Here is a 26,000-nt window from a genome sequence, read left to right as displayed (position 1 = left end):
TTCGAGTTCCTTCTCGTTGGTGGTGCGAACGGGCAGAGGGCCCGAATCAGCCGGCGATCTGGTCCCAGCCCTGGACGGACTCGGGGGTGCGGGGCTCGGGTCCGGTGTAGATGGCAGCCGGGCGGACCAGCTTGCCGAGACGCTTCTGCTCCATGATGTGCGCGCACCAGCCGGCGGTACGGCCACAGGTGAACATCGCGGGCATCATGTGCGCCGGGACCTCGGCGAAGTCGAGGATGACGGCGGCCCAGAACTCGACGTTCGTCTCGATCGCGCGGTCCGGGCGGCGCTCGCGCAGCTCGGCGAGGGCGGCCTGCTCGAGCGCGGCGGCGGCCTCGTAGCGGGGCGCGTTCAGGCGCTTGGCGGTGGCGCGGAGCACGCGGGCGCGGGGGTCCTCGGCGCGGTACACGCGATGCCCGAAGCCCATCAGCTTCTCCTTGCGGTCCAGGATGCCCTTGACGAGAGCGCGGGCGTCACCGCTCTTCTCGGTTTCCTCGATCATCGGGAGGACGCGGGCCGGGGCGCCGCCGTGCAGCGGGCCGGACATCGCGCCGATGGCGCCGGAGAGCGACGCAGCGACGTCGGCGCCGGTGGAGGCGATGACCCGGGCGGTGAAGGTGGAGGCGTTCATGCCGTGCTCGGCGGCGGAGACCCAGTACGCGTCGATGGCCTCGGTGTGCGCCGGGTCCGGGTCACCCTTCCAGCGGGTCATGAAACGCGCGGTGACGGTGGGGCATTCGTCGATGACCTTCTGCGGCACGGCGGGCTGGTAGACACCGCGGGCCGACTGCGCCACGTAGGACAGCGCCATCACCGAGGCGCGGGCGAGCTGCTCGCGGGCGGTGTCGTCGTCGATGTCGAGCAGCGGCTGGTATCCCCAGATCGGCGCCAGCATGGCCAGGCCGGCCTGCACGTCGACGCGGACGTCGCCGGTGTGGATCGGCAGCGGGAACGGCTCGGCGGGCGGCAGGCCCTGGCCGAACTCGCCGTCGACGAGCAGTGCCCAGACGTCGCCGAAGGTGACGCCGCGACCGACCAGGTCCTCGATGTCGACTCCGCGGTAGCGCAGCGCGCCACCGTCCTTGTCAGGCTCGGCGATATCGGTGGTGAAGGCGACGACGCCCTCGAGACCGCTGACAAAATCCTCGGGTACTGCCGCGCTCGCTGCCATTGCTCGTGGACTCTCCTCGTCGTCTTCGGTATTCGCCCGGTCCGGGCTGCTCCGCCTAAGTCATCGCCGTCTGCGGGGCGCATGCATGGTGTGCAGGCTCTGCGCCGCCGTGACTGGTGACCCTGCCTCGCGGGAATCGCGGGTGCGATCCACGGTCGACAGGGTGGGTCAGGTCAAACTCTAGCCCGTTGCGTGGCGTGGGTGAGCGGCACATACCCGGGAGTAACGTCAGCGGCTGTGTCACCCGATTCCGAGCCCGAGTCCGCCGCGAACCCCGACCTCGCCGCGATGCGGGTCGGCTATGCCCATCAGGACCCGAATCCTGCTGTGCCGGAGGGAAATCTCGGCGCGGAATCGCTGCGCGGAGGCTGGTACCCGTTGCTGCGCCGGTGGCTGGACCAGGCGCGCTCGTCCGGCATCGCCGAACCCAATGCGATGGTGCTCGCCACGGTCGACGCGGCGGGCAGGCCGGCCTCGCGGACGGTGCTGTGCAAGGGGCTGTCCGAGGACGGGCTGGTGTTCTACACCAACTACGAGTCGAACAAGGCGCGGGAGCTGGCCGGCTTCCCCTACGCGTCGGCGACCTTCTCCTGGATCGCGTTCGCCCACCAGGTGACGATCAGGGGATCGGTCTCCCGGGTGGACCCGCTGGTCACCGAGAAGTACTGGCACACCCGGCCGCGTGGTTCCCAGCTCGGTGCCTGGGCCTCGAACCAGTCGAGCCCCATCGATTCCCGCGCCGCGCTCGAGGCGCAGCTGGCCGAGGTCACGGCCAGGTTCGCGGACGTCGACGACGTGCCGGTGCCCCCGAACTGGGGTGGCTTCCTGCTCCGTCCGGACAGCGTGGAGTTCTGGCAGGGCAGGGCGAACCGGATGCACAACCGGGTGAAGACCACGCTGACGGACGGCGTCTGGACCGCGGAGCGATTGCAGCCTTGACCGAGGTCACGCGCAGGCGGCTGCTGGCCGACGTCACGCCGCTGCAGAACCAGGACTTCCGTCGGCTGTGGGTGGCGGGCATCGTCACCGTGATCGGCGCCCAGATCAGTGTCGTGCTGGTGCCGCTCCAGGTCTACGAGATCACCAGGAGTTCGGCCTATGTCGGATTGACCGGCCTGTTCGGGCTGGTCCCGCTCGTCGTCTTCGGCCTGTGGGGCGGCGCGCTCGCCGATGTGATGGACCGCCGCAGGCTGATGACGTTCACGACGATCGGGCTCGCGGTCACCTCGGTGCTGTTCTGGGCGCAGGCCGCGGCGGGGGTGAACAACGTCTGGCTGGTGTTGGGGCTGTTCTCGCTGCAGCAGGCGTTCTTCGCGGTCAACTCGCCGACCCGTAATGCGATCATCCCGCGGCTGCTGCCCTCGCGAGCGCTGCCTGCCGCCAACTCGTTGAACATGACGGTCTTCCAGTTCGGCGCGATCGCGGGCCCGCTGCTGGCGGGTGTGCTCGTCCCGTTGACCGGGCTGGCCGTGCTGTACCTGGTCGACGCGATCGCGCTGATGGCGACGCTGTGGGCGGTGCTGCGGTTGCCCGCGCTGCCGCCGACCGGCACCGCCACCAGGGCCGGGCTCCGGGCGGTGCTCGACGGCTTCGCGTACCTGTCCACGCAGAAGGTCCTGCTCGCGTCGTTCGTCGTCGACATCATCGCGATGGTGTTCGGCATGCCGAGGGCGCTGTTTCCGCAGATCGCGCACGAGAGCTTCGGCGACCCGGTGAGCGGCGGCGTCGCGCTGGGTCTGCTGTTCGCGGCCATGTCGGCGGGCGCCGTGATCGGCGGCGTGTTCTCGGGGTGGCTGCCTGGGGTCAGGTACCAAGGACGGGCGGTGGTGGCCTGCATCGTGGCGTGGGGCCTGGCGATGGTCGGCTTCGGTGTCGCCGTCGGGTTCGCCACCCCCGAAAGCTCGGCGGTATTGCTCTGGGTTGCCCTCGGTTTCCTCGCGTTCGGCGGCGCCGTGGACATGGTCTCGGCCGCGTTCCGCAGCACGATGCTCCAGCAGGTGGCGACCGACGAGATGCGCGGGCGGCTGCAGGGGGTGTTCATCGTGGTGGTCGCGGGCGGGCCGCGGATCGGCGACGTCCTGCACGGCGCGGCGGCCTTCGCGGTCGGCACCGCGGCCGCCGCGGCCGGCGGCGGGGTGCTGGTGGTGATCGGGGTAGGACTGGCCTGCCTCGCGTTCCCGATGTTCCTGCGGTACCGGGTGCGGCGCGACTGATCTCACGCGACCGATCCCACGGGGCGGTGGCTTTGGTGGGATGGGTGCCGTCGCGCGCCGATTGGTGGACACTGTGTGCCATGTGCGAGTCGTGTCATGTCTGAGTCCGTCAACGGCGCCGTTCGCTCGTCCGGTCTGAGCAGCTTCAAGATCGAGCACGGTGATTACCGCGCCGAGGTCGTCCCCCGTGGGGCCGGTCTCCGGCTGCTGGAGATCGGCGGCAGTCCGCTCACCGAGACCTCGCCCGCGGGGGAGAAGCCGCCACTGTCCGCCGGACTGGTCCTCGCGCCGTGGCCGAATCGGATTCGCGACGGCTACTTCATCTTCGACGGCGTCGAACATCAGCTGGCCATCACCGAGCCCGCCAGGAACAACGCGATCCACGGGCTGGTGCGCCGCGACGACTGGGAGCTCGAGGAGCACACCCCGAACCGGGTGCGGCAGAGCATCCGCCTCGGCCTGCACAAGGGCTGGCCCTACCCGCTGCAGCTCACGACAACGCACGAGCTGGGACCGGCGGGGCTGACCGTCACGCACACGGCCGAGAACATCGGCGCGATGCCTGCACCGTTCGGGATGGGCGTGCACACCTTCGTCCGGGCCGGCGACACCCCGCTCGACGAGTGCACGCTGCGGCTGACCGCGGGCACCCGGTTGCCGCTGGACCAGGAGCGGATGCTGCCGGTGGGCAACTCCGAGTCGGTGTACGGCACCGAATTCGACTTCACCGCCCCCCGCTCGCTCGACGGCGTCTGGCTGGACACGCCTTTCAGCTCGATCGTCCCGGATCCGGACGGCCGTGCCCGGCATGAGTTACGCGCCCCGGACGGTTCGGGGGCGGTGCTGTGGACCGACCGCCAGTTCGGCTGGATCCAGGTGTTCACGGCGGATCCGGAGCGCGGTCAGGGCTATCCCGGCCGCGGCCGAGCGCTGGCGATCGAACCGATGACCTGCCCGCCGGACGCGTTCAACACGGGCATCGACCAGGTGGTACTGCGGTCCGGCGAGACCTGGACGGGGACCTGGGGTCTCGGCGCGCTCTAGTGGTAAATCCCACTCGGCGTGGACCCTCCCTGGGCAAGGGGGCGTAACAGCGACTAGGTTCTATCCGACTGATAGTGCTACTCGCTGATCCGAGTTTGAGAGGGATCCTTCGTGCCCGCTGCCGATGACACCACACCGACGCTCAGCTACCCCGGTGGCGAACATGCGATGACGATTGCCCGAGCAACTGAGGGCAATGACGGCATCGAGCTGGGCAAGCTCCTGTCCGCGACCGGGTACACCACCCTGGATCCCGGATTCGTCAACACCGCCTCCACCAAGTCGGCGATCACCTACATCGACGGCGAACAGGGAATCCTGCGTTACCGCGGCTACCCGATCGAGCAGCTCGCGGAGGGCTCGACCTTCCTCGAGGTCAGCTACCTGCTGATCTACGGCGAGCTGCCCTCGGTCGACGAGCTGGCCGCCTTCACCACCCGCATCCAGCGCCACACGCTGCTGCACGAGGACCTCAAGCGGTTCTTCGACGGTTTCCCGCGCAACGCGCACCCGATGCCGGTGCTGTCCTCCGCGGTGAACGCACTGTCCGCGTACTACCAGGACTCGCTGGACCCCGACGACCCGGAGCAGGTGGAGCTTTCCACCACGCGCCTGCTCGCGAAGATGCCGACCATCGCGGCCTATGCGTACAAGAAGTCCGTCGGGCAGCCGTTCCTGTACCCGGACAACTCGCTCTCGCTCGTCGAGAACTTCCTCCGGATGACGTTCGGCTTCCCGGCCGAGCCGTACGAGGTCGATCCCGAGGTCGCCAAGGCGCTGGACATGCTGCTGATCCTGCACGCCGACCACGAGCAGAACTGCTCGACGTCGACGGTGCGCATGGTCGGCTCGTCGGACGCCAACCTGTTCACCTCGGTCTCGGCCGGCATCAACGCGCTCTGGGGCCCGCTGCACGGCGGCGCCAACCAGGCCGTGCTCGAGATGCTCGACGAGATCAAGGCAGGCGGCGGCGACGTCAAGGAGTTCGTCCGCAAGGTCAAGAACAAGGAAGACGGCGTGAAGCTCATGGGCTTCGGGCACCGCGTCTACCGCAACTACGATCCGCGCGCGGCGATCGCCAAGAAGGCCGCGGACACCATCCTGGCCAAGCTCGGCGGCGACGACGAGCTGCTCGAGATCGCGAAGGCGCTCGAGGAGGCCGCGCTCACCGATGACTACTTCATCGAGCGCAAGCTGTACCCGAACGTCGACTTCTACACCGGCCTGATCTACCGCGCGATGGGCTTCCCGACCCGGATGTTCACCGTGCTGTTCGCCATGGGCCGGCTGCCCGGCTGGATCGCGCACTGGCGCGAGATGCACGAGGACCCGGCCACCAAGATCGGCCGCCCGCGTCAGATCTACACCGGCTACAACGAGCGTAACTACACCGATCTGGGAAGCAGGTGACTCGGATGAGTGACGAGCCCGTGATCGAGTTCCAGGACGGCCCCCCGCCGACCGAGCTCGTGATCAAGGACATCACCGTCGGCGACGGTGCGGAGGCCACGCCCGGCGCCAAGGTCGAGGTCCACTATCTCGGCGTCGAGTTCGAGTCCGGCGAGGAGTTCGATTCCTCCTGGAGCCGCGGCGAGTCCATCAACTTCCCGCTGTCCGGCCTCATCGCCGGCTGGCAGGAGGGCATCCCGGGGATGAAGGTCGGTGGGCGCAGGCAGCTCACCATCCCGCCGGAGCTGGCCTACGGTCCGGCAGGCGCCGGGCACCAGCTCTCGGGCAAGACCCTGGTCTTCGTCATCGACCTGCTCGATGTCGTGGTTCCGCCCGCCGCACCGGTCATCGAGCCCGCGACGGGTCCGGCCCCGGCCGAGCTGGTCATCGAGGACATCACCGTCGGTGACGGCGCGGAAGCGCAGCCCGGTGGCGTCGTCGATGTCCACTACCACGGTGTCGAGTTCGACACGAACAAGGTGTTCGATTCCTCGTTCCAGCGTGGCGAGTCCGTGAAGTTCCCGCTCGGCCGGCTGATCCCCGGTTGGCAGGAGGGGATCCCCGGCATGAAGGTGGGCGGTCGCCGCAAGCTGACCGTCCCGCCGGAGCTCGCCTACGGGCCGGCCGGCTCGGGTCACCCGCTCGGCGGCAAGACCCTGGTCTTCGTCATCGACCTGCTGGACGTCTAGCAGATCTTTGCCTCGAGAGGCCCCGTATCGCGTTGCGGTACGGGGCCTTTCGCGTGCTCAGGGTTCGAGGACGAACGGCACGTTCACGACACAGGTGATCGCGCCCGGTAGCTGGTAGCTGCCGGCGACCTGTCCGATGCCGAAGCCTCCTGCCGCGGGACCGGTCGTGACGATGATGGTCTTGATGTCGCCCGGGTCGAGACTCACCGACGGTGTCGTTCCGCCGGGGAACTGAAAGAAGTTCCTCACCACGATCCCGCCCAGGCCACTGGGGATTTGCGCGTTGTGGATCTTGATGGTCCCCGATGGACCCGCGACCACCGGTCCGCACGCAGGGTCGGTCCCGATCTGACCGCCCATCGGGGTGGCGGCGCCGGCAACCGGCGCGCTGAACAGCGCGCCCGCGGCGGCGGCTCCGGCGATCAGCAGCGCGGCGGACACACGGGTATTTCTGGTGAGCATTGTTCTTCCCTTCGCGAGTCGTCTAGGGATGATGGCGACCGCCCGGTTTGCGGGCGTGCCGTTGTCCATCGTTACTCGCTCAGGGGCGATCGCACATCCCCCGGCTCACGGCCGGTGCGGGAACTCCAGCACCAACCGGGCCCCACCGAGGTCGCTGACCTCGAAGTATGCGCGGCCGCCGTGCAGCTGCGCCTGCTGTGCCACGAGCGCCAGCCCGAGGCCGGAACCGCCCTTGCTGGCGCCGGCGCCGCGGTAGAAACGCGCGAAGACCGCCTCGCGCTCGGTCTCGGGCACCCCGGCGCCGTCGTCGTCGACGGTGATCCTGACGGTGTCGGGGGACGTGCGGCGGGCGGCGAGGACCACCAGCGTGGCGCCGCCGTGGCGGATCGCGTTGGCGATGGCGTTGTCCAGCGCCAGGCGCAGCCCGGCAGACAGGCCGCGGATCACCAGCGAGGGCTCGGATTCGACCCGGACCTGTACGTCCGGATGGTGTCGCCGCGCGTCCTGGGCGGCGAGGTCGCAGAGTTCGACGACATCGGTCGGGACGTGGTCGTCGTCGCTCGACAGTTCCCCGGAGGCGAGGCGTTCGAGCGCGGACAGGGTGGCCTCGACGCGGCCCTGGGTCCGGGCCAGGTCGGCGAGGATCTCGGCCCGCTGTGACTCGTCGAGCTCGAGGGTGCTGAGCACCTCGATGTCGGTGCGCATCGCGGTCAGCGGGGTGCGCAGCTCGTGCGCGGAGACGGCCGCGAAGTCGCGTGCGGTATCGAGGGCGGCGGTCGTCTGGGACTGGGCCTCGGCGATGCGTCGCAGCATGAGCTCGATGGCGTCGGCCAGCTCCTCGGCCTCGCGGACCCCGGACGCAGTCGGCGGCGGGCCCTCCTGCGGTGGTCCGCCGCCGATCTGGTGGGTGAGCTGCACGATCGGGCGGACGGCCCGTCCGCCGAAGATCCAGCCGAGTCCGGCCGCGGCGGCGATCGCGAGCAGCCCGGCGATCAGCACCCATTGCTGCTGATCTGCGGTCACGTCCTTGGCCTCGGCGGCGGGCACCGCCAGCGAGACCGTCGTAGTGGTGCCCGCCACTGCGGTGGTGTTCACGCGGTACGCGGTGTGGTCGACGTTCACCGTGGCCGCGCCCACGGGCAGCTCGGGGAGCTGGGTGGGGGTGCTGGCGGCGAGCGTGCCGTCGTTGCGGATCGTGACGGCGAACGCGCCCGCGTCGCCGAACCGGGGCAGGAACATCGAGGCGGTGCCGATGTTGACGATCAGCACCTTCGCGGCGGTCTCCAGCCTGCGGTCGAGCTGGCTCATGTTGTTGCGGGAGATCGCGAGGGCGACGAAGACGCCGAGCAGCGCGACGATGATGGTGGCGCCGAGGGCGGTGGCGGCCGCCACCCGGACCCGCAGCGAGTACGAGTGCCCGCGCCTCACGGCATTTCCCGGAGCACGAACCCGACTCCTCGGACGGTGTGCAGGAGGCGGGGCGAGCCGTTCGATTCGAGCTTGCGTCGCAGGTAGCCGACGAACACGTCGACCACGTTGGTGTCGGCGACGAAGTCGTAGCCCCATACGAGCTCGAGCAGCCGCTCCCGGCTCAGCACGACGCCGCTGTTGCGGGCGAGGATGGCCAGCAGCTCGAATTCTCTTTTGGTGAGCTCGATTTCGCGGTCGCCCTCGTGGGCCCGCCTGCCCAGCAGGTCGACGGTCAGCGGGCCGACGGTGATCGCGCCCTGCGGTGCGGGTGCGGCGGGCGGCGTTGTCCTGCGGCGCAGCATCGCGCGGATGCGGGCGACCAGTTCGGCGAGTACGAAGGGTTTGACGAGGTAGTCGTCGGCGCCCGCCTCGAGCCCCGACACCCGGTCGTCGACGGAGGCGCGGGCGCTGAGCACGCAGATGGGGATGTCGTTGCCCATGGCACGCAACGCCGTGACGACGCTCGCGCCGTCGAGGACCGGCATGTTCATGTCGAGGACGATGGCGTCTGGGGAGCGGTCGGCGACGACGGTGAGAGCCTCGGCCCCGTCCGAGGCGGTCAGGATCGTGAAGCCGGACAGGCGCAGGCCCCGTCGCAGGGACACGAGCACGTCCTCGTCGTCATCGACGACGAGGAGGGTGGCGTTGGCGGGTTCGGTCACCACGCCATTGTGCCCGGAACGGTGATGGAAATTCTGCGGCAAGGCGCTGGTGTCAACCTGGATTGACACTCGTCTGGGCGGCGCATAGATCTGGGTGGGTCCAACGCCGAAACTCTTGATTTCTTGTCAGACCCTCGGCATAGAATCGAATGTATGTTCGAGAACGGTGGCGGGGTCGGTGAGGTGAGGTCCGGTGTGGAGGCGGAGGCCGCCTCGCTGCTGGCCGACGTCGCCGCCCTCGACGAGGTCGTTAGGTCGTGTCGGGCGGAGAATCGGTTCGCGGCGCGGAAGGTGTTGGCGGCGGGTCGGTTCTGGGAGTCGTGGATCGAGCGCGATGTCCGGTTGGGGTCGGGTGACATCGTGGACTGTGGCAACGGTGCGGTCGCCGAGTTGGCGGTGCGGATGGGCTGCTCGAAGACGGTCGCGGAGTCTCACGCCTCACTGGGGATGGACCTGCGGTTGCGGCTGCCCCTGGCGCGTGCCGCATTCGAATCCGGTGAGTTGGATCTGCCTCGGGTGCGGGCGATCAGTCGCGAGACGACGGGGCTGAAGCCGGAGACGGTGGCCGCGTTGGAGCCGGGGATCGTGGCGGCGGCGCGGCAGCTGACGCCGGGCCCACTCGCCGGGGAGATCGGCCGGCTCGTCTCGGAGTTCTCGGCGGAGGAGGCGGCCGCGCAGCGGGAAACCGCACAGGAGTTGGGGCGCCGCATCGTCAAGCGTTCCCGCGGCACCATGTCCACCATCGAGGTGAATGTGTCGCCGGAGGAGGCCGAGCAGGTGATGCAATTGGTCGCCGAGTTCGCGGCCACGGTCTGTCCGCATGACAAGCGCGGCAAGCGGTGCCGGTTGGTGGATGCGGTGTTGGCGATGATGCATGGCGAGCCGTATCTGCGGTGCAGCTGCGACCGCACTGACTGCGCGCAGGCGGGCCGGGCGGCGTTGCCGGGGCGGCGGGCGCCGCTGACGCAGGTCACCATGGACGTCGCGACGTTGGTGGGGCTGTTGTCCGAGCCGGCGTATCTGCACGGTCATGGGCTGATCGACCCGGAGCTGGCCCGCAGGCTGGCGGCGGACGGGACGTGGCAGGCACTGCTCATCGAGGCATTGAACCTGGCGGAAGAGCTGGGGCTGGTCACCCATCGGGAGGACGACGGGACCGACAACGGCAACCACGGCGCCGCCGACTGCGACGGGGCCCACGACTCCGACGACCGACCGACGGCAGAACCGGTCGACGACCCGGCGGGAACGGTCGGAGCGGTCAATGGGATTGCGCCGGAGTCGAAGTCAGTGGAGAGGTCGGCTCGTACCGAGGCCGACCCACCCGAAGTCGTTCCTCCGCCCCCGCTGCAACCGCCGCGGTTCTGCGTGCGCTCGTACCTCGCCCGCGGCAGTCGCAGAAAAGCCGGCTACCTCCCCGAATTCGGGACGCTCCCCGTGCCGCGACCCTGCACCGCATCACCACCGAGCAGCGAGCATCAGCACCCGACACCGCCGGACGGCAGCGCCTCACCGATGCTGCCCGACCCATCGGTCCCGTCCAGCATCGGCACCATCACCGACGCGATCCTCGCCGCCATAGATGCCGACCCGACCCTGGCCCGACCGGAACATCCCGACGGACACGGCGGCCTGACCGCCCCACCCGACGGTGCCCTCACCTACCGCCCCGACGCCGCCACCACCGCGCTCGTCCACGCCCGCGACGGACACTGCCGATTCCCCGGCTGCACCAGACCGGCCGCCGGATGCCAACTCGACCACATCATCGAATACCGGCCCCACGACCCGATCGCCGGCGGTTGGACCATCGCCGCCAACCTGCACTGCCTCTGCCAGTTCCACCACCAACTCAAAACCCTCGGCCTCTGGACCGTCACCGCACTACCCGGCCACGCAATGCTCTGGACCTCGAGGACCGGCACCACCGCCCTCACCCTCCCCACCGGCGCCCACGGCAGCCACACCATGAAGACACCCGCACCACCTATCTTCGGCCGCCGCGGCCACACCCCACGACCGAGCCCGGCCACGTCACCGGACCCGCCACCGTTCTGAGCTGAGCTTCGCGGCCAATCCTGTCGTGCGAGGGGTGTAGAAATGCAGGCATGGGCCCCGCGATCGTGTGGTTTCGGCGTGACCTGCGCACCGGCGACCTTCCGACGCTGTCGGCGGTCGCCGGGGACGAGGTGCTCGGGCTCTTCGTGCTCGACGAGGCGTTGCTGCGACCGTCCGGCGCGCCGCGGCGCGACTTCCTCTACGCCTGCCTGGCAGCGCTCGACGAGGAGCTCGGCGGCAGGCTGTGCGTGGTCCGGGGCGATCCACGGGTCGTCGTGCCGCAGGTGGCCCGGGATATCGGTGCAGGCGCGGTGCACGTCAGCGCCGACTTCGGTCCGTATGGGCGTGCCCGCGACGACGCGGTGGCGAGGGAGGTCGATCTCGTCCGCACCGGTTCGCCCTACGCGGTGGCGCCGGGCCGGGTGACGAAGGCCGACGGCGCGCCCTACCGGGTGTTCACCCCGTACTTCGGGCGCTGGCTCGATCATGGTTGGCGTGCCCCCGCGGACACCTCCGCGCGCACGGCCTCGTGGCTGGATCCGGGGCTGTCGATCCGCGTGCCGATTCCGCGGACGGGCCCCGCGAGCCGAGAGCGGGCGGGGGAGCGGGCGGCGCTCGCGCGGTGGGCGGAGTTCCTGGACGATGACCTGGCGGGCTACGACACCGGCCGGGACCGGCCCGACCTCGACCGCACGAGCCGAATGTCGGTGTACCTCAAGTACGGGTGCATCCACCCGCGCACGATGCTCGCGGATCTCGCCGGTCGGCACGGCACCGGGCCTGCGGCGTTCCGGCGGCAGCTGGCCTGGCGGGATTTCTACGCGGACGTCCTGCACCACCGCCCCGACACCGCGCGGCGCGACTACGACCCGCGTTTCGGCGCGCTGCGGTACGACAGCGGACCCGATGCGGAATCGGCGTGGTCGGCCTGGTGCGCGGGCCGGACCGGGTACCCGATCGTCGATGCAGGCATGCGTCAGCTGCTGGCCGAGGGCTGGATGCACAACCGGGTCCGGATGATCGTCGCGTCCTTTCTGGTGAAGGACCTGCACCTGCCGTGGTGGCGCGGGGCCCGGTACTTCATGAGGAACCTGGTCGACGGTGATCTGGCCTCGAATCAGCACGGCTGGCAGTGGACCGCCGGATCGGGAACCGATGCGGCCCCGTACTTTCGGGTGTTCAACCCCATCAGCCAGGGGCAGAAGTTCGATCCCGACGGCGATTATGTGCGCCGTTGGGTGCCGGAACTGCGCGGCATCGCCGGTGCCCGGGTACACACGTTGGCCGACGGCCGACCCCACGGCTACCCGGACCCGATCGTGGACCACGGCATCGAGCGCCGGGAGGCGCTGGCTCGCTACGGCGAGCTGAAACGGGGCTAGGGTCGAACGATGGGCATCGTGTACTCGAGCGTGGTGGACACGCCCCGGGCCGAGGTCTTCGACTGGTACGGCAGGCCGGGCGCCTTCGCCCGGCTGTCACCGTCGTGGCAGCCGCTGCGGATCGTCTCCGAGGCGGACTCGCTCGCCACCGGACGCGCTGTGCTCGCGTTGCCCGGTGGGCTGCGGTGGGTGGCCCGCCACGACGGCGCCGCGTACGACCCACCCCATCGCTTCGTCGACGAGCTCGCCGCCGACGGGCTTGCATCGATCCCGGTCCGGGCCACCCTGTCCTGGAGGCACATTCACGATTTCACCGAGGTCACCGCGGGATCGACCCGGGTGATCGACCGGGTCGAGACCCCGGTGCCGGAGTTCCTGTTGCGGTCGACGTTCGCCTACCGGCATCGCCAGCTCGCCGGGGACCTGGCCGCACACCGCTGGGCGAGCGAGCGGGGTGTCCGGCCTGCGGTGGTGGCGGTCACGGGCGCCTCCGGTCTCGTCGGGTCGGCGCTGACAGCGTTCCTGAGCACCGGCGGGCACCGGGTGATCCGCCTGGTGCGGCGCGCACCGCGGACGCAGGACGAGCGACGATGGGATCCCGCGGACCCCGCCGCGGACCTGTTGGCGGGTGTCGACGCCGTGGTGCACCTGGCCGGGGCGTCGATCGCCGGGAGATTCACCGCGGCGCACATGCAGGCGATCCGGGACAGCCGCATCGGGCCGACCCGCCTGCTGGCGGGGCTAGCGGGCCACACCGACGGCGGTCCGCGGACCTTCGTGTCCGCCTCGGCCATCGGCTACTACGGATTCGATCGCGGCGAGGAACTCCTGTCCGAGGACAGCTCCCGCGGCGACGGGTTCCTCGCCGACGTGGTCGCCGACTGGGAGGCGGCCACCGGGCCCGTGGAGGAGGCCGGGCTGAGGGTCGTCCGGGTGCGCACCGGGGTCGTGCAGTCCGCCAGGGGCGGCACCCTCGCGCTGCTCCATCCGCTGTTCGCGGCGGGGCTGGGTGGGCGGATCGGCGACGGCAGTCAGTGGCTGTCGTGGATCGGGCTCGACGACCTGGTGGACGTCTATCACCGGGCCCTGTTCGACGAGTCCTTCCGCGGACCCGTCAACGCGGTGGCACCCGCCCCGGTCCGCAACCTCGACTACACCCGCACCCTCGCGCGGGTCCTGCACCGCCCCGCGGTCCTGCCGGTTCCGAGCCTCGGTCCGCGCCTGCTGCTGGGCGAGCGGGGTGCCCGCGAGCTGGCCGAGGCCGACCAGCACGTGGTCCCGACGAGACTCGCGCTCGCGGGGCACGGGTTCCGGCACCCCGAGGTCGAGGCGGTGCTGCGCCACCAGCTCGGCAAGGCGATCGACTCCCCATGAGCGGCTCGCACGTTCTGGTGCTGGGCGCGACCGGCTACATCGGTGGCCGGTTGACTCCGCGGCTGCTCGCGGCGGGCCACCGCGTCAGGACGCTGGTGCGTTCCCCGGACAAGCTGTACGACGTGCCGTGGGCGACCGAGGTGGATATCGTGCGCGGCGATCTGAACGATCCCGCATCGCTTGCGGGGGCGTTCGCCGACATCGAGGTCGTCTACTACCTCGTCCACTCGATGGGCGGCAGCACCGAGTTCGTCGAGACCGAGCGCCGCGGAGCGCTGAATGTGGTTGCGGCCGCGCGGTCCTCGGGGGTGTCGCGGATCGTCTACCTCGGCGGGTTGCACCCCGCCACGTCCGACCTCTCGGCGCACCTGCGCTCCCGCACACAGGTCGGGCAGATCCTCGTCGGCTCCGGTATCCCGACGATGGTGCTGCAGGCCGGGGTGGTCATCGGGTCCGGATCCGCATCGTTCGAGATGATCCGGCACCTGACGAACCGGCTACCGGTGATGACGACACCGAGGTGGGTGAACAACCGCATCCAGCCGATCGCGGTCCGCGATGTCCTGTACTACCTGATCGCGGCCGCCGAGGCCCCACTGCCGCACAGCCGCAGTTACGACATCGGGGGCCCGGACGTGCTGCGCTATGGCGACATGATGAAGGTCTACGCGCAGGTCGCGGGCCTGGCGAACCGCCGCATCGTGGTGCTCCCGGTGCTGACACCGAGGCTGGCCGGTCTGTGGATCGGGCTGGTGACGCCGATCCCCACCGGCCTGGGCCGGGCCCTGATCGAGTCGCTGCACAACGATGCCGTGATGGTCGAACACGGCATCGACGAGGTCATCCCGCCGCCTGCGGAGGGGCTGACCTCGTACCGCGACGCCGTTGGTCTGGCTCTTCGCCGCATCGAACGCGGCGAGGTGGAGACCACGTGGGCCAATGCGTCCCCGGTGGGGGCACCCTCGGACCCCCTTCCGTCCGACCCGTCTTGGGCAGGCGAGGTGGTCTACACCGACGAGCGCAGCAAGGTGTGCGAGGCGGACCAGCGGACGCTGTGGCAGGTGGTCGAGAGTATCGGCGGGGAGAACGGCTGGTACTCGTTCCCGCTCGCATGGGCGGTCCGTGGCTGGCTGGACCGACTGGTCGGGGGAGTCGGACTGTCCCGCGGCCGCCGCGACGCGCGGCGGCTCCAGACCGGAGACGCGCTGGACTTCTGGCGGGTGGAAAAGATCGAGCGCGGCACCCTGCTGCGACTGCGTGCGGAGATGCGAGCGCCGGGAGGGGCGTGGCTCGAGTGGCGTGTGCATCCCGCCGCCGCGGGCACGTCCCGGCTCGATCAGCGGGCCATCTTCTTCCCCCGCGGCATTGCGGGGCGCGTCTACTGGTACGCGATCCTCCCGTTCCATGGGGTCATCTTCAAGGGCATGGTCAACAACATCACGGGCACCGCGGCCAGGCAGTTTCCCCTCGATTCCTGAACCCGCTCGGCGCCTGTCAGACCGTGCACAGCGGGCGGATGTCTTCGCGCCCTCCGGTCGTCGGCGAGGTGAGCAGCAGGCACGAGTTGTACCCGCGTGATTCGACAACCGAGCGGATCTCCTGCCAGCGTTCGGCGGTCGCCGACGCGGACCGCGACAGCACGAATCCGGAGAATCGGGCCGGGTCCCCGACCAGTGCCCACGAGTAGTCGTCGGCGATGTGGCTCACGACGTAGTTCGTCGGCCCGTCCAGCGAGTCCTGGGTGGACACTCCGGGGAAACTCACATGTAGCTGCGCCATGGTGGCGGGGTCGTTCACCCGCGCATTGCCGGTGACGCCGCTGCTGCCCCCGGTCCACGTGGTGCAGCTGTTCTCGACACGCACGTTCTGCGCGTCGAGGAGCGAGTACGTGGCCCGGGTGTCGCTGGCACAGTTCAGGCTGAACGGTTGTGGTATCGCGGCGAGCTGATGCCAGGTACCCATGTACCGCTGCACGTCAAGCGACGGGACTGGTGCCAGGGGTGCGGCCGCGGCTGGTGCCGCGAGGAGCACGGCGCCTGCGGCTGAGAACAGGCCGACAGCGGTGCGGAGGAGCGGATTCCTCATTTGCCCGTCCCTTCGTCTATTTCGGCATCAGTACAGAGTCGATCAGATACACGGTGGCGTTCGCGGTCTGGACGCCGCCACAGATGACGCCGGCTTCGTTGACCTTCCAATTGTCGCCGGAACCGGTCACCTCTACCGTGCCACCCTCGACCGTGGTCTGGGTACCCTCGATGTCGCTCGGCGCGATCCGACCGGGCACGACGTGGTAGGTGAGGACCTTTGTCAGCGTTGCAGAGTCGGTTTTGAGACTGTCGATGGTGGCCGGGTCGACCTTCGCGAAGGCCGAGTCGACCGGCGCAAAAACGGTGAATTGTCCGCCGTTGAGGGTGTCGACCAGGTTCACATCTGGATTCAGCTGTCCGGACACCGCCGCGGTCAACGTCGTGAGCATCGGGTTGTTCGACGCGGCCACCGCGACGGGATCCTGAGCCATGCCGTCGACCGAACCCGGCCCGGTGGGTACCTGTTCGGCGTATCCGGCGCAGCCCGGGCCGACCAACGAGGAGGCCATGGCGTCGGAGCCATCCATGGATTCGGAGGTCTCCGTCTGAGGCGCCGCGGCCGATTCCGAGGCGGACGAGGAGTTCGAATCGTTTGACGAACAGGCCCCGAGTCCGAGCACGGCAACCGCACTGACGCCGAACGCCGTCAGGATCTTCCGCTTGCTGGAGTTCATAGCAATCCCTCTCCGAATGCCGACCTCTCGGTTGGAGGTCCGCTCGTACAGTGCTTCGGAGCGGATGGCCGTGCAGATTGGTCCGAATTGCCACCCATCCGAAACCGGACCTGCTCCGAACCACTCGTATGCAGAACCTCCCCGCGGGCCGGAACGTCGCCGTGATCGGTGGCGGCGTCGCCGGTCTGACCGCCGCCCACGTCCTGTCCCGCCGAGATCGCGTCACCCTGTACGAGGCCGACGACCGGCTCGGCGGGCACGCGCACACGCACACGGTGCACCTCGGCACGGGGCAGTCTGTGTCGCTGGACACCGGGTTCATCGTGCACAACGACCGGACCTATCCCACGCTGCTCCGACTCTTCTCGGAGCTCGGCGTCGACACCCAGGAATCGGACATGTCGATGTCGATCCGGTCCGACATCAACGGTCTCGAATACGCGGGCGCGCGGGGTCTGCGTGGGCTGTTCCCGACCGTAGGTTCGCTGCGGCGCACGCGGCACTGGCGCATGCTCGCGGAGGTCACGAGGTTCCACCGGTCCGCCCGCCGCGTCCTCGGCCTGCCTGTCGACGGCCCGGACGCGGACGAGACGCTCGCCGACTTCCTCGCCCGACACCGCTTCAGTCGGTATTTTCTCGACCACTTCGTGACGCCGCTGGTGGCGGCGGTCTGGTCCTGCGACCCCGCGCTGGCCGCGAGCTACCCGGCGCGGTACCTGTTCACCTTCCTCGACCACCACGGCATGCTCACCGTTTTCGGTTCGGTGCCATGGCGGACCGTCACCGGCGGATCGTCGAACTACGTCGAGAAGGTCGCATCCCGGATCGACGAGGTGCTCACCGGCACCGCGGTGACCCGGATCGACCGCCGCGACGGGGTGTGCGTGATCGACGCGACCGGCGAGGTGCGGTACTTCGATGCCGCCGTCGTCGCCGTGCACCCCCACCAGGCCCTGGCGATGCTCGGCGACCGCGCCTCCACACTCGAGAAGTCCGTCCTCGGCGCCATGCCCTACTCGACCAATCACGCTCAGCTGCACACCGATCAGTCCGTCCTGCCGCGGGCGCCGCGGGCCAGGGCCTCCTGGAACTACCTGATCCCCGATGGTGGCGCCGGGCCGCACGGGGTGATCGTCACCTACGACCTGACCCGATTGATGCGCATCGACGCGGTCACCGACCGTCGATTCCTCGTGACGCTGGGCGGATCGCACCTGGTGGACCCGGCGTCGGTGATCGCGGAGATGACCTACGAGCATCCGATCTATACCCCGGAATCCGTCGCGGCCCAGTCCCGTCTGGCGGATCTCGGCTCGGAGACACTCGCGTTCGCCGGTGCCTATCACGGTTGGGGGTTCCACGAGGACGGAGCGCTCTCCGGTCTGCGCGCCGCCGAACGGGTCGGCGGGGTGTGGGACACGGTCGCGGCCGCCGAGGTTCGGCAGGCCGCGCGGTGAACGGGTCCGTCGCCGCCCTCTACCGGACCAGGATCCGGCACGTCCGAACGGAACCCGTTCACAACGCCTTCGAATACCGCAGCTACAGCTGGTTCATCGACCTCGACGCGCTACCGCGACTGCCGTGGTGGCTCCAGCCGTTCGCCGGATTCCGGGCCGAGGACCATCTCGAGCCCGGCGGGGGCCGAACCCTCAGGGGCCGAGTCGATGCCGTGCTGGCCGCGCACGGCATCGACCTGCAGGGCGGGCGGGTGACGGCGCTGATGAACGCGCGGGTGCTGGGCTACGTGTTCAACCCGTTGAGCCTGTTCTGGTGTCACGACAGCACCGGTGACCTGCGCTGCGTGCTCGCCGAGGTACACAACACCTACGGGGGCAGGCACTGCTACCTGGTCCGCACCGATCGGAACGGCTGCGCTGCGACCGACAAGCGGTTCTACGTCTCACCGTTCAACGAGGTCGAGGGCGTCTACGCGATGCGGCTGGCGGAACCCGCCGAGGGCCTCGATATCCGTGTCGTGCTGCACCGGGACGGGCGAGCCCCCTTCGCCGCGACCATGCGTGGGCGCCGACGACCCGCGACCACCGCGAACGTGGTGCACGCACTACTGGCGGCGCCGCTGGCACCGCTGACGGTCGCGGCGCGAATCAGAGTGCAGGGCATCAGATTGTGGGCGCGTGGGGTACCCATCGCGCCCAGGCCGACCACCGACCAGAAGGAGACGGCACAGTGACCGCGGAGAGTGTGAGGACCGACATCGACGACCGGATCTGGCCGGGCCTAGCGGACGTCCCAGCGGGACCGCGTGCGCGATTCCTCGCGGCAGGGGCCGATCGACTGTTCCGCCGGGCAGCCGCTCGCCTCGCGATCCGCGTCGAGTATCCAGACGGCTCGGTCGTCGGCGCCGGCGACCGCCGAGACATCCTGCCGCGCATGATCATCCGGCGACCGGACGCATTCGCCGCGAGGCTCGCCGACGGCGGGCTGATCGGGTTCGGGGAGGCCTACATGGTGGGTGACTGGACCGCGCCGGACCTGGCCGCGGTCCTGACGGCCTTCGCTGCCGGGGTGGAGACACTGGTCCCACGTCCGCTGCAGCGGCTCCGCAGGCTGTTCGTCGTCGCGCCGCCCGCTTGCGACCTCGGCACCGAACAGAACGCACGGTCGAACGTCGCCCGGCACTACGACCTGTCAAACGACCTGTTCGAGCTCTTCCTCGACGAGACGATGACCTACTCCAGCGCATTGTTCCACGGGGGACCGGTCGGATGGGAGCAGCTGGCAAACGCGCAGCGCCGCAAGATCGATCGACTGCTGGACGCGGCGGGCGTTGGACCGGGCACCCGGCTACTCGAGATCGGCACCGGGTGGGGGGAGCTGTGTATCCGTGCCGCGCAGCGGGGAGCCACCGTCCGCTCGGTCACGTTGTCGGCGGAGCAACAGGCGCTGGCGCGCCGTCGCGTGGCCGAGGCCGGGCACGCCGACTCGGTGCAGGTCGACCTGCTCGACTATCGCGCGGTCGAGGGCGAGTACGACGCGATCGTCTCCGTGGAGATGATCGAGGCGGTGGGTCATCGGTTCTGGGAGACGTACTTCGCCGCGCTGGACCGATTGCTCGCCCCCGAGGGCACGGTGGCGTTGCAGGCGATCACGATGACGCACGACCGGATGCTGGCCACCCGGGACACCTACACCTGGGTGCACAAGTACATCTTCCCTGGCGGTTGCCTGCCGTCGACGGAGGCGATCGAGGCGGTCACCTCTCGGCACACGACACTCCGGGTGCGGGAGCTGACGTCGCTGGGCGGGCACTACGCGGAAACGCTGAGGTTGTGGAAGGACCGGTTCGCCGCGCGCAGCGCCGACGTCGCCGCGCTCGGGTTCGACGAGACCTTCCGGCGCATGTGGCTGTTCTATCTGGCCTACTCCGAGTCGGGGTTCCGTTCGGGCTATCTCGACGTCCAGCAGATCGTCTTCGACCGTGGGATCGGTCCGCGGTGAACGCCACCGGTCCCGCGGGTTTTGCCGCGGTCAGCGTGACCGGCCTGCTGGTGCTGGTGCTGCTGCAGGCGGCCACGTTCGCGATCGGCCGCAGGATCGGGCGCTACAACGTGGTCGATGTGTCCTGGGGCCTCGGCTTCGTCCTGGTAGCGGTGGTGGCGGCGACGGTCGGCGGGGGCGATGTGACGCGCCGGGTTCTGCTGGTGCTTCTGGTCGCAGTGTGGGGGCTGCGCCTGAGCTGGCACATGCACGTCAAGTCCAGGGGGCGCGGCGAGGACCCCCGCTACGAGGAGCTGCTGGCCCGCTCGGCGGGTTCCCGCACCGTGGTGGTGATACGGAAGATCTTCCTCACCCAGGGAGCCGCGCAGTGGTTCGTGTCGCTGCCGCTGCAACTATCCGCGGTGCTCGGCGCCACCCACGGGCCCGGTGTCGCGGTCCTCGGCCTCGGCGCGGCCGTGTGGGTCGTGGGGTTCGTGTTCGAGGCCGTCGGCGACAGCCAACTCGAGCGCTTCAAGGCGGAACCAGCCAACCGCGGCCGCGTCATGGACGTCGGGCTGTGGGCATGGACCCGTCACCCGAACTACTTCGGTGACGCGTGTGTGTGGTGGGGGCTGTGGCTTGTCGCCGCGAGCGTGTGGCCCGGGCCGCTCACCATCGCCTCCCCGGTCCTGATGACCTACTTTCTCGTGTACGCCACCGGTGCCCGGCTGCTCGAGAAGTCGATGTCGCAGCGTCCGGGCTACGCCGAGTATCAGGCGCGCACGGGGTTTTTCGTCCCCCGCCCGCCCCGACCGTCCTAGGCGTCCTGCCCACCCAGCAGTCGCGCCAGCGCGTCGAGCACCGCGGGATCCTCGATGGTCGAGGGCACGGTGTACTCGTCGTGGTCGGCGATCTGCCGCATGGTCTTGCGCAGGATCTTCCCGGAGCGTGTCTTGGGCAGCGCCTGTACGACGGTCACGTCACGGAAGGTCGCGACCGCTCCGATCTGATCGCGCACCATGGCCACCAGCTCGACCCGGAGCTGCTCCGGGTCGATGTCGGCGCCGGCCTTGAGCACGACATATCCGCTCGGCCGCTGTCCCTTGAGCTCGTCCTTGATCCCGATCACCGCGCACTCGGCGACAGCGGCGTGCCCGGCGACGACGGCCTCCATGCTCCCTGTCGAAAGCCGGTGCCCCGCAACGTTGATGACGTCATCGCTGCGGCCGAGCACGAACACGTAGCCGTCGGAGTCGATGTAGCCGGAGTCGCCGGTCAGGTAGTGGCCGGGGAAGGTCGCCAGGTAGGACTTGACGTACCGGTCCTCGTCCCGCCAGAGCCCGGCCAGCGTGCCGGGCGGCATCGGCAACGTGATGACGATGTTGCCCTCGGCGCCTGCGGGTAGCGGCGCGCCCTCCCCGTCCAGGATCTCGACGTGATAGCCGGGCACCGGCACGGTGGGGGAGCCTGCCTTGATGGGCATCGGCTCGAGCCCGCGCAGGTTCGCGCAGATGGCCCAGCCGGTCTCGGTCTGCCACCAGTGGTCGATCACCGGGACGCCGAGCTTCTCGGTGGCCCACTCGTAGGTGTCGGGGTCGAGTCGCTCGCCGGCCGCGAACAGCGTCGCGAGGGAGGAGATGTCGTACTGTGCAAGTTCTTTCGCCTCCGGATCGACCTTGCGGATCGCCCGGATCGCGGTCGGCGCGGTGAACAGCGCGCGCACGCCGTGGTCGCCGATCACGCGCCAGAACGCGCCCGCGTCGGGGGTTCCGACCGGCTTGCCCTCGTAGAGCACCGTCGTCGCGCCGACAAGGAGCGGGCCGTAGACGATGTACGAGTGCCCGACGACCCAGCCGACATCGGAGGCCGTCCACATCACCTGACCAGGGCCGATGTCGTAGAGGTTGCGCATCGACCAGGCCAGCGCGACCGCGTGGCCGCCGTTGTCGCGGACCACGCCCTTCGGCTTTCCGGTGGTGCCAGAGGTGTACAGGATGTAGAGCGGATCGGTCGCGGCGACGGACACGCAGCCCGCCGGTTCGGCGGAGGCGACCGCCGCGTCCCAGTCCAGCCAGCCCGCGACGTCGCCCGCCGATCCCGGGATCTGCCCGCGGTTCTTGACGATCACGGTGCCGGGTGCGTTCGCGGTCAACCCGAGTGCCCGCTCCACGATGGGCAGGTACTCGATGGTCCGGCCCGGTTCGAGTCCGCCGGACGCGGTGATCAGGGCCTTCGGCTCGGCGTCGTCGATGCGGGCGGCCAGTTCCGCGGCCGCGAAACCGCCGAACACCACGGAGTGGATCGCGCCGATGCGTGCACAGGCGAGCATCGCGATCGCGGCCTCCGGGATCATCGGCATGTACACGATCACCCGGTCGCCCGCCGTCACGCCCTGCGCGACCAGAACGCCGGCGAAACGCGATACCTCGTCGAGCATCTCGGCGTAGCTGTAGGTGCGGGTAGTGCCCAGCATCGCGGAGTCGTAGATCAGCGCCGCCTGCTCGCCGCGACCGGCGGCGACGTGGCGGTCGAGCGCGTTGAAGCAGGTGTTCAGCGTGGCGCCGGGAAACCAGCGGTACATCGGGGCATCGGAGTCGTCGAGGGCACTCGTCGGCGCGGTGTCCCAGTCGATGGCCTCCGCGGCCAGGAGCCAGAAGGCGTCCGGGTCGGCGGTGCTCTCGGCGATGGCTGACCTGTACGCGCCCGCGGTGCTCATGGCCCTCACCCTACTGATCCGAAGTACCGTGGATGCATGACTCTTCTCGCCGAAGATCTGCTCCTGCTCCTGCTCGACGACGAATCCGGCAAGCCGCTGATCGACGGCACCGCGCTGCCAAGGGCGTTGGCCGGTGCCGTCCTCCTCGAACTCGCGTTGGGTGGCCTGGTTCGCCCGGCCGGTGAGGGGGAGGAGGTGAAGAAGGGCAGGCTCGTGCTGAGCGAGGACGAGCCGCCCGAGGACCCGATCCTCGCGGGCGCGGTCGCACGGATCCGGGAATCGAAGCCGCTCAAGCCGGAGCGTGCGATCGAGAAGATCGACCAGCGGCTCCGCGAGGCCCTTCTCCAACGGATCGTGGACAGGGGTTGGGTTCGTGAGTCGAAGGGGCGCCTGCTCGGGATCTTCCCGACCACGGTGTGGCCCGCGGTCGACGAGAGCCACGAGCGTGCGGTCCGCGACGAGCTGCGCGCGGCACTGGTGGACGGCGCCGCCCCGACCGAGCGGACTGCCGCGCTGATCTCGCTGCTCTCCGCCGTCGACGCGGCGGCCAAGGTCGTCACGGACGGTGACCGACGCGCAATCAAGAAGCGGGCCAAGGAGATCGCCGACGGTGAGTGGGCGGGGGCGGCCGTCCGCAGGACGGTCGAGGCCGTGAACGCCGCAATCGTGGTGGCGGTGATCATCCCCGCGACCGCGGCGGGCGGAGCTTCCTGATGCGGGGGAAGGTGGCATTGGTCGCGGGCGCGACCAGGGGCGCGGGCCGGGGGATCGCCACCGAGCTCGGTGCGGCGGGCGCAACCGTCTACGTCACCGGCCGCACCAGCGGGTCGCTGCGATCGGAGATGGACCGGCCGGAGACGATCGAGGAGACCGCGGCCTTGGTGGACGCCGCGGGTGGTCACGGGATCCCGGTCCGGGTGGACCACCTGGTGCCCGAGGAGGTGCGCGCACTGGTGGCGCGGATCCGGGACGAGCAGGGCGCCCTGCACGTGTTGGTCAACGACATCTGGGGAGCCACCGAGATGGAGTGGGACAAGACGGTGTGGGAGTCCTCCCTCGACGTTGGCCTGCGGTACCTGCGGCTCGGCGTAGACACCCACGCCATCACAAGCCATTTCGCGATCCCGCTCCTCCTGGAGACCCCGGGTGGCCTGGTCGTCGAGGTGACCGACGGGACCGACGAGTACAACGCCGCCAACTATCGGGTGTCCTTCTTCTACGACCTGGCCAAGGCCGCGGTGAGCCGGATGGCGTTCGGGCTGGCCCACGAGCTGGGCCCGCGCGGTGCGACCGCGGTCCTGGTCACTCCGGGCTGGTTGCGCTCGGAGATGATGCTCGACAACTTCGGGGTCACCGAAGCGAACTGGCGCGATGCCACCGAGCGGATCCCGCATTTCGCCATCTCGGAGAGCCCCAGCTACGTGGGCCGGGGCGTCGCGGCCCTCGCTCAGGATCTCGATGTCGCGCGCTGGAACGGGAGGTCGCTCTCCAGCGGGCAGCTGGCGCGGGAGTACGGCTTCACCGATCTCGACGGCAGCAGGCCCGATGCGTGGCGATACCTGGTCGAGGTCCAGGATCCCGGAAAACCGGCCGACACCACCGGATATCGCTGACGGTTCAGCGCGGCACGCCCAGGTTCCGATAGCGCGCGATCCGGGCCGCGTACCGATCCGCCGCGGGTTGATCGACCAGGCCGGACAGCTCCCTGGCGATCGCCTCGCCGACCCGCTTGGAGAACCCGATCGGCTCGTCCGCCGCGTCGGGCAACTCCGGGATGATCGCGTCGATGATGCCGTCCCGCAACAGGTCCAGTGAGCGGATGCCCTGAGCGGCGGCCATCTGCGGCGCGTGCGTGGTGTCGCGGTGCACGATGGCGCTCGCGCCCTCCGGGGGAAGCGGTGCGAGCCAACCGTTCTGCGCGGACAACACCCGGTCCGCGGGCAGCAGTGCGAGGGCGCCGCCGCCGGTGCCCTGCCCGAGCAGCACCGAGACGGTGGCCGTGTCGAGGGTGACCAGGTCCGCGAGGCAGCGCGCGATCTCCGGGGCCAGCCCCTTCTCCTCGGCCTCCTTCGACAGCGAGGCGCCGAGCGTGTCTATGACCAGCACCAGCGGGATCCGCAGTTCCTCGGCGAGTTTCATCGCCCGCCTCGCCTCGCGGAGCGCGGCCGGTCCCATCGTGTGTTCCGGGGACTGACCGCTGCGGTCCTGGCCGAACAGCACGCACGGCGCCCCCCGGAATCGCGCAAGCGACACCAGCACGGTCTGGTCGGCCTCGCCCTGCCCGGTGCCGCTGAGCGGGATCTGCTCGGTGGCCGCGTACCGCAGCAGTTGCCGGATGCCGGGACGGTCGGCCCGGCGCGAGAGCATCACCGACTGCCAGGCGGGCACGTCCGGAATGTCGGCGGGCTCGGGATGCGGGTCCTGCCACCGCCCGGTCTCGCCGGTCATCACCCGCAACGCGCGATGAACCAGGTGCCGCAACCACTCCGGTGCCACGACACCGTCGATGACGCCGCTGTTGTAGAGGTTCTCGGCGGTCTGCACGCCCTCGGGGAACTTCTCGCCGTACAGCGCCTGGTAGACCCGAGGGCCCAGGAAACCGATCAGCGCCCCCGGCTCGGCGACCGTGACGTGCCCGAGTGAACCCCAGGACGCGAACACCCCGCCGGTCGTCGGGTTGCGCAGGTACACCAGGTACGGCAGGTGTGCGGCCTTGTGCACTGTGACCGCCGCCGCGATCTTCACCATCTGCACGAAGGCGAGGGTGCCCTCCTGCATCCGGGTGCCGCCCGACGTCGGGGACGCCAGCAGCGGCAGCCGCTCGGCGGTCGCCCGCTCGATCGCGGTGACGATCCGCTCGGCGGCCGCGACGCCGATGGACCCGGCGAGGAATCCGAACTCGCAGGCGATCACCGCGACCCGGCGACCCCGAACCGTCCCGACCCCGGTGATCACGGACTCGTCCAAGCCGGTCTTGGCGGCGGCCGCGTCGAGGTCGGCGCGGTAGGAGGCGTTCGCTTCGACCGGCACGGGCGGCCGGTCCCAGGATTCGAAGCTCCCGGAATCGAGTACCAGGTCCAGGATCTGCTGGGCCGACAGGCGCACGGTCAT

At 69.8% G+C, this 26,000-nt stretch carries 23 protein-coding genes and 1 pseudogene; 16 read left to right on the top strand and 8 right to left on the bottom strand.

Features of this window, described 5'->3' with window-relative positions:
• Positions 1 to 46 precede the first annotated feature (46 nt).
• On the bottom strand, positions 47 to 1,171 hold the full coding sequence (locus tag JOE46_RS13030) for a citrate synthase 2 (RefSeq protein WP_077042735.1): 1,125 nt from the start codon (positions 1,169 to 1,171) through the stop codon (positions 47 to 49).
• Between the two features lie 237 nt (positions 1,172 to 1,408).
• Here JOE46_RS13030 and pdxH point away from each other — a divergent pair, with 237 nt between their 5' ends.
• The 6 genes and pseudogenes from pdxH (at position 1,409) to JOE46_RS26465 (ending at position 6,566) form a co-directional block, all read left to right on the top strand.
• On the top strand, positions 1,409 to 2,110 hold the full coding sequence (gene pdxH / locus JOE46_RS13025; protein ID WP_257017840.1) for a pyridoxamine 5'-phosphate oxidase: 702 nt from the start codon (positions 1,409 to 1,411) through the stop codon (positions 2,108 to 2,110).
• The gene (locus JOE46_RS13020) at positions 2,107 to 3,384 is read left to right on the top strand and encodes an MFS transporter (protein WP_209927498.1); all 1,278 of its coding nucleotides are present in this window, start codon (positions 2,107 to 2,109) and stop codon (positions 3,382 to 3,384) included. Before pdxH ends, JOE46_RS13020 begins: the two co-directional genes overlap by 4 nt.
• Positions 3,385 to 3,480: 96 nt before the next feature.
• On the top strand, positions 3,481 to 4,428 hold the full coding sequence (locus JOE46_RS13015; RefSeq protein ID WP_097214243.1) for an aldose 1-epimerase family protein: 948 nt from the start codon (positions 3,481 to 3,483) through the stop codon (positions 4,426 to 4,428).
• A 111-nt stretch (positions 4,429 to 4,539) separates the two neighbouring features.
• Complete coding sequence (locus JOE46_RS13010) at positions 4,540 to 5,838, top strand: citrate synthase (protein WP_077042733.1); 1,299 nt, start codon at positions 4,540 to 4,542, stop codon at positions 5,836 to 5,838.
• A gap of 5 nt (positions 5,839 to 5,843) precedes the next feature.
• Positions 5,844 to 6,194: pseudogene (locus tag JOE46_RS26470) on the top strand (FKBP-type peptidyl-prolyl cis-trans isomerase); the annotation flags it as partial.
• A gap of 30 nt (positions 6,195 to 6,224) precedes the next feature.
• On the top strand, positions 6,225 to 6,566 hold the full coding sequence (locus JOE46_RS26465; RefSeq protein WP_246045248.1) for an FKBP-type peptidyl-prolyl cis-trans isomerase: 342 nt from the start codon (positions 6,225 to 6,227) through the stop codon (positions 6,564 to 6,566).
• A 57-nt stretch (positions 6,567 to 6,623) separates the two neighbouring features.
• Here JOE46_RS26465 and JOE46_RS13000 read toward each other — a convergent pair whose 3' ends face one another.
• From JOE46_RS13000 to JOE46_RS12990, 3 genes are all read right to left on the bottom strand, one after another.
• Positions 6,624 to 7,028, bottom strand: a complete 405-nt coding sequence (locus tag JOE46_RS13000) for a hypothetical protein (RefSeq protein WP_143548531.1) — start codon at positions 7,026 to 7,028, stop codon at positions 6,624 to 6,626.
• A gap of 105 nt (positions 7,029 to 7,133) precedes the next feature.
• Positions 7,134 to 8,420 carry a HAMP domain-containing sensor histidine kinase gene (locus JOE46_RS12995; protein WP_209929100.1) on the bottom strand — a complete coding sequence of 429 codons (1,287 nt, stop codon included), beginning with the start codon at positions 8,418 to 8,420 and terminating at the stop codon, positions 7,134 to 7,136.
• A gap of 32 nt (positions 8,421 to 8,452) precedes the next feature.
• On the bottom strand, positions 8,453 to 9,160 hold the full coding sequence (locus JOE46_RS12990) for a response regulator transcription factor (RefSeq protein ID WP_097214258.1): 708 nt from the start codon (positions 9,158 to 9,160) through the stop codon (positions 8,453 to 8,455).
• 153 nt (positions 9,161 to 9,313) lie between these two features.
• Between JOE46_RS12990 and JOE46_RS12985 the strand changes: the two genes are divergently transcribed.
• The 4 genes from JOE46_RS12985 to JOE46_RS12970 are packed head-to-tail and all read left to right on the top strand — an operon-like array spanning position 9,314 to position 15,452.
• A complete protein-coding gene (locus tag JOE46_RS12985; RefSeq protein ID WP_209927496.1) occupies positions 9,314 to 11,218 on the top strand; it encodes an HNH endonuclease signature motif containing protein in 1,905 nt (634 codons plus the stop codon).
• A 50-nt stretch (positions 11,219 to 11,268) separates the two neighbouring features.
• Positions 11,269 to 12,600 carry a deoxyribodipyrimidine photo-lyase gene (locus JOE46_RS12980; protein WP_097213890.1) on the top strand — a complete coding sequence of 444 codons (1,332 nt, stop codon included), beginning with the start codon at positions 11,269 to 11,271 and terminating at the stop codon, positions 12,598 to 12,600.
• A gap of 9 nt (positions 12,601 to 12,609) precedes the next feature.
• Positions 12,610 to 13,974 carry a TIGR01777 family oxidoreductase gene (locus JOE46_RS12975; protein ID WP_209927494.1) on the top strand — a complete coding sequence of 455 codons (1,365 nt, stop codon included), beginning with the start codon at positions 12,610 to 12,612 and terminating at the stop codon, positions 13,972 to 13,974.
• On the top strand, positions 13,971 to 15,452 hold the full coding sequence (locus tag JOE46_RS12970) for an SDR family oxidoreductase (protein WP_097213892.1): 1,482 nt from the start codon (positions 13,971 to 13,973) through the stop codon (positions 15,450 to 15,452). The genes JOE46_RS12975 and JOE46_RS12970 overlap by 4 nt, the downstream gene beginning before the upstream one ends.
• Before the next feature lie 16 nt (positions 15,453 to 15,468).
• Here the strand turns inward: JOE46_RS12970 and JOE46_RS12965 are convergent, their stop codons facing one another.
• Complete coding sequence (locus JOE46_RS12965) at positions 15,469 to 16,059, bottom strand: lipocalin family protein (protein WP_209927492.1); 591 nt, start codon at positions 16,057 to 16,059, stop codon at positions 15,469 to 15,471.
• A 16-nt stretch (positions 16,060 to 16,075) separates the two neighbouring features.
• Entirely contained in the window at positions 16,076 to 16,735 is a 660-nt protein-coding gene (locus tag JOE46_RS12960) for a fasciclin domain-containing protein (protein WP_097213894.1), read from the bottom strand.
• 128 nt (positions 16,736 to 16,863) lie between these two features.
• Here JOE46_RS12960 and JOE46_RS12955 point away from each other — a divergent pair, with 128 nt between their 5' ends.
• From JOE46_RS12955 to JOE46_RS12940, 4 genes are read left to right on the top strand one after another with little or no spacing between them, the layout of a single operon-like run.
• Positions 16,864 to 18,192, top strand: a complete 1,329-nt coding sequence (locus JOE46_RS12955) for an NAD(P)/FAD-dependent oxidoreductase (RefSeq protein WP_097213895.1) — start codon at positions 16,864 to 16,866, stop codon at positions 18,190 to 18,192.
• Positions 18,189 to 18,926 carry a DUF1365 domain-containing protein gene (locus tag JOE46_RS12950; RefSeq protein WP_209927490.1) on the top strand — a complete coding sequence of 246 codons (738 nt, stop codon included), beginning with the start codon at positions 18,189 to 18,191 and terminating at the stop codon, positions 18,924 to 18,926. The genes JOE46_RS12955 and JOE46_RS12950 overlap by 4 nt, the downstream gene beginning before the upstream one ends.
• A complete protein-coding gene (locus tag JOE46_RS12945; protein WP_209927488.1) occupies positions 18,923 to 20,194 on the top strand; it encodes a class I SAM-dependent methyltransferase in 1,272 nt (423 codons plus the stop codon). The genes JOE46_RS12950 and JOE46_RS12945 overlap by 4 nt, the downstream gene beginning before the upstream one ends.
• Entirely contained in the window at positions 20,191 to 20,994 is an 804-nt protein-coding gene (locus tag JOE46_RS12940) for a DUF1295 domain-containing protein (protein WP_209927487.1), read from the top strand. The genes JOE46_RS12945 and JOE46_RS12940 overlap by 4 nt, the downstream gene beginning before the upstream one ends.
• Here the strand turns inward: JOE46_RS12940 and JOE46_RS12935 are convergent.
• Positions 20,991 to 22,889, bottom strand: a complete 1,899-nt coding sequence (locus JOE46_RS12935) for a propionyl-CoA synthetase (RefSeq protein ID WP_209927486.1) — start codon at positions 22,887 to 22,889, stop codon at positions 20,991 to 20,993. The genes JOE46_RS12940 and JOE46_RS12935 overlap by 4 nt on opposite strands.
• Before the next feature lie 36 nt (positions 22,890 to 22,925).
• Between JOE46_RS12935 and JOE46_RS12930 the strand changes: the two genes are divergently transcribed.
• Positions 22,926 to 23,603, top strand: coding sequence for a GPP34 family phosphoprotein (locus JOE46_RS12930; protein ID WP_097213899.1), 678 nt, complete (start codon positions 22,926 to 22,928; stop codon positions 23,601 to 23,603).
• Entirely contained in the window at positions 23,603 to 24,502 is a 900-nt protein-coding gene (locus tag JOE46_RS12925) for an SDR family oxidoreductase (protein ID WP_209927485.1), read from the top strand. Before JOE46_RS12930 ends, JOE46_RS12925 begins: the two co-directional genes overlap by 1 nt.
• 4 nt (positions 24,503 to 24,506) lie before the next feature.
• On the opposite strand, the gene JOE46_RS12920 is transcribed toward JOE46_RS12925, so the two are convergent.
• Positions 24,507 to 26,000: a carboxyl transferase domain-containing protein gene (locus tag JOE46_RS12920; RefSeq protein ID WP_097213901.1), complete on the bottom strand. Its 1,494-nt coding sequence runs from the start codon at positions 25,998 to 26,000 to the stop codon at positions 24,507 to 24,509.

The organism is Rhodococcus sp. PvR099 (assembly GCF_017833315.1).
Classification (GTDB): Bacteria; Actinomycetota; Actinomycetes; order Mycobacteriales; family Mycobacteriaceae; genus Rhodococcus_G; species Rhodococcus_G oryzae.
The sequence above is the reverse complement of the archived record's forward strand: the minus strand, read 5'-3'. Positions and strand labels throughout refer to the sequence as shown.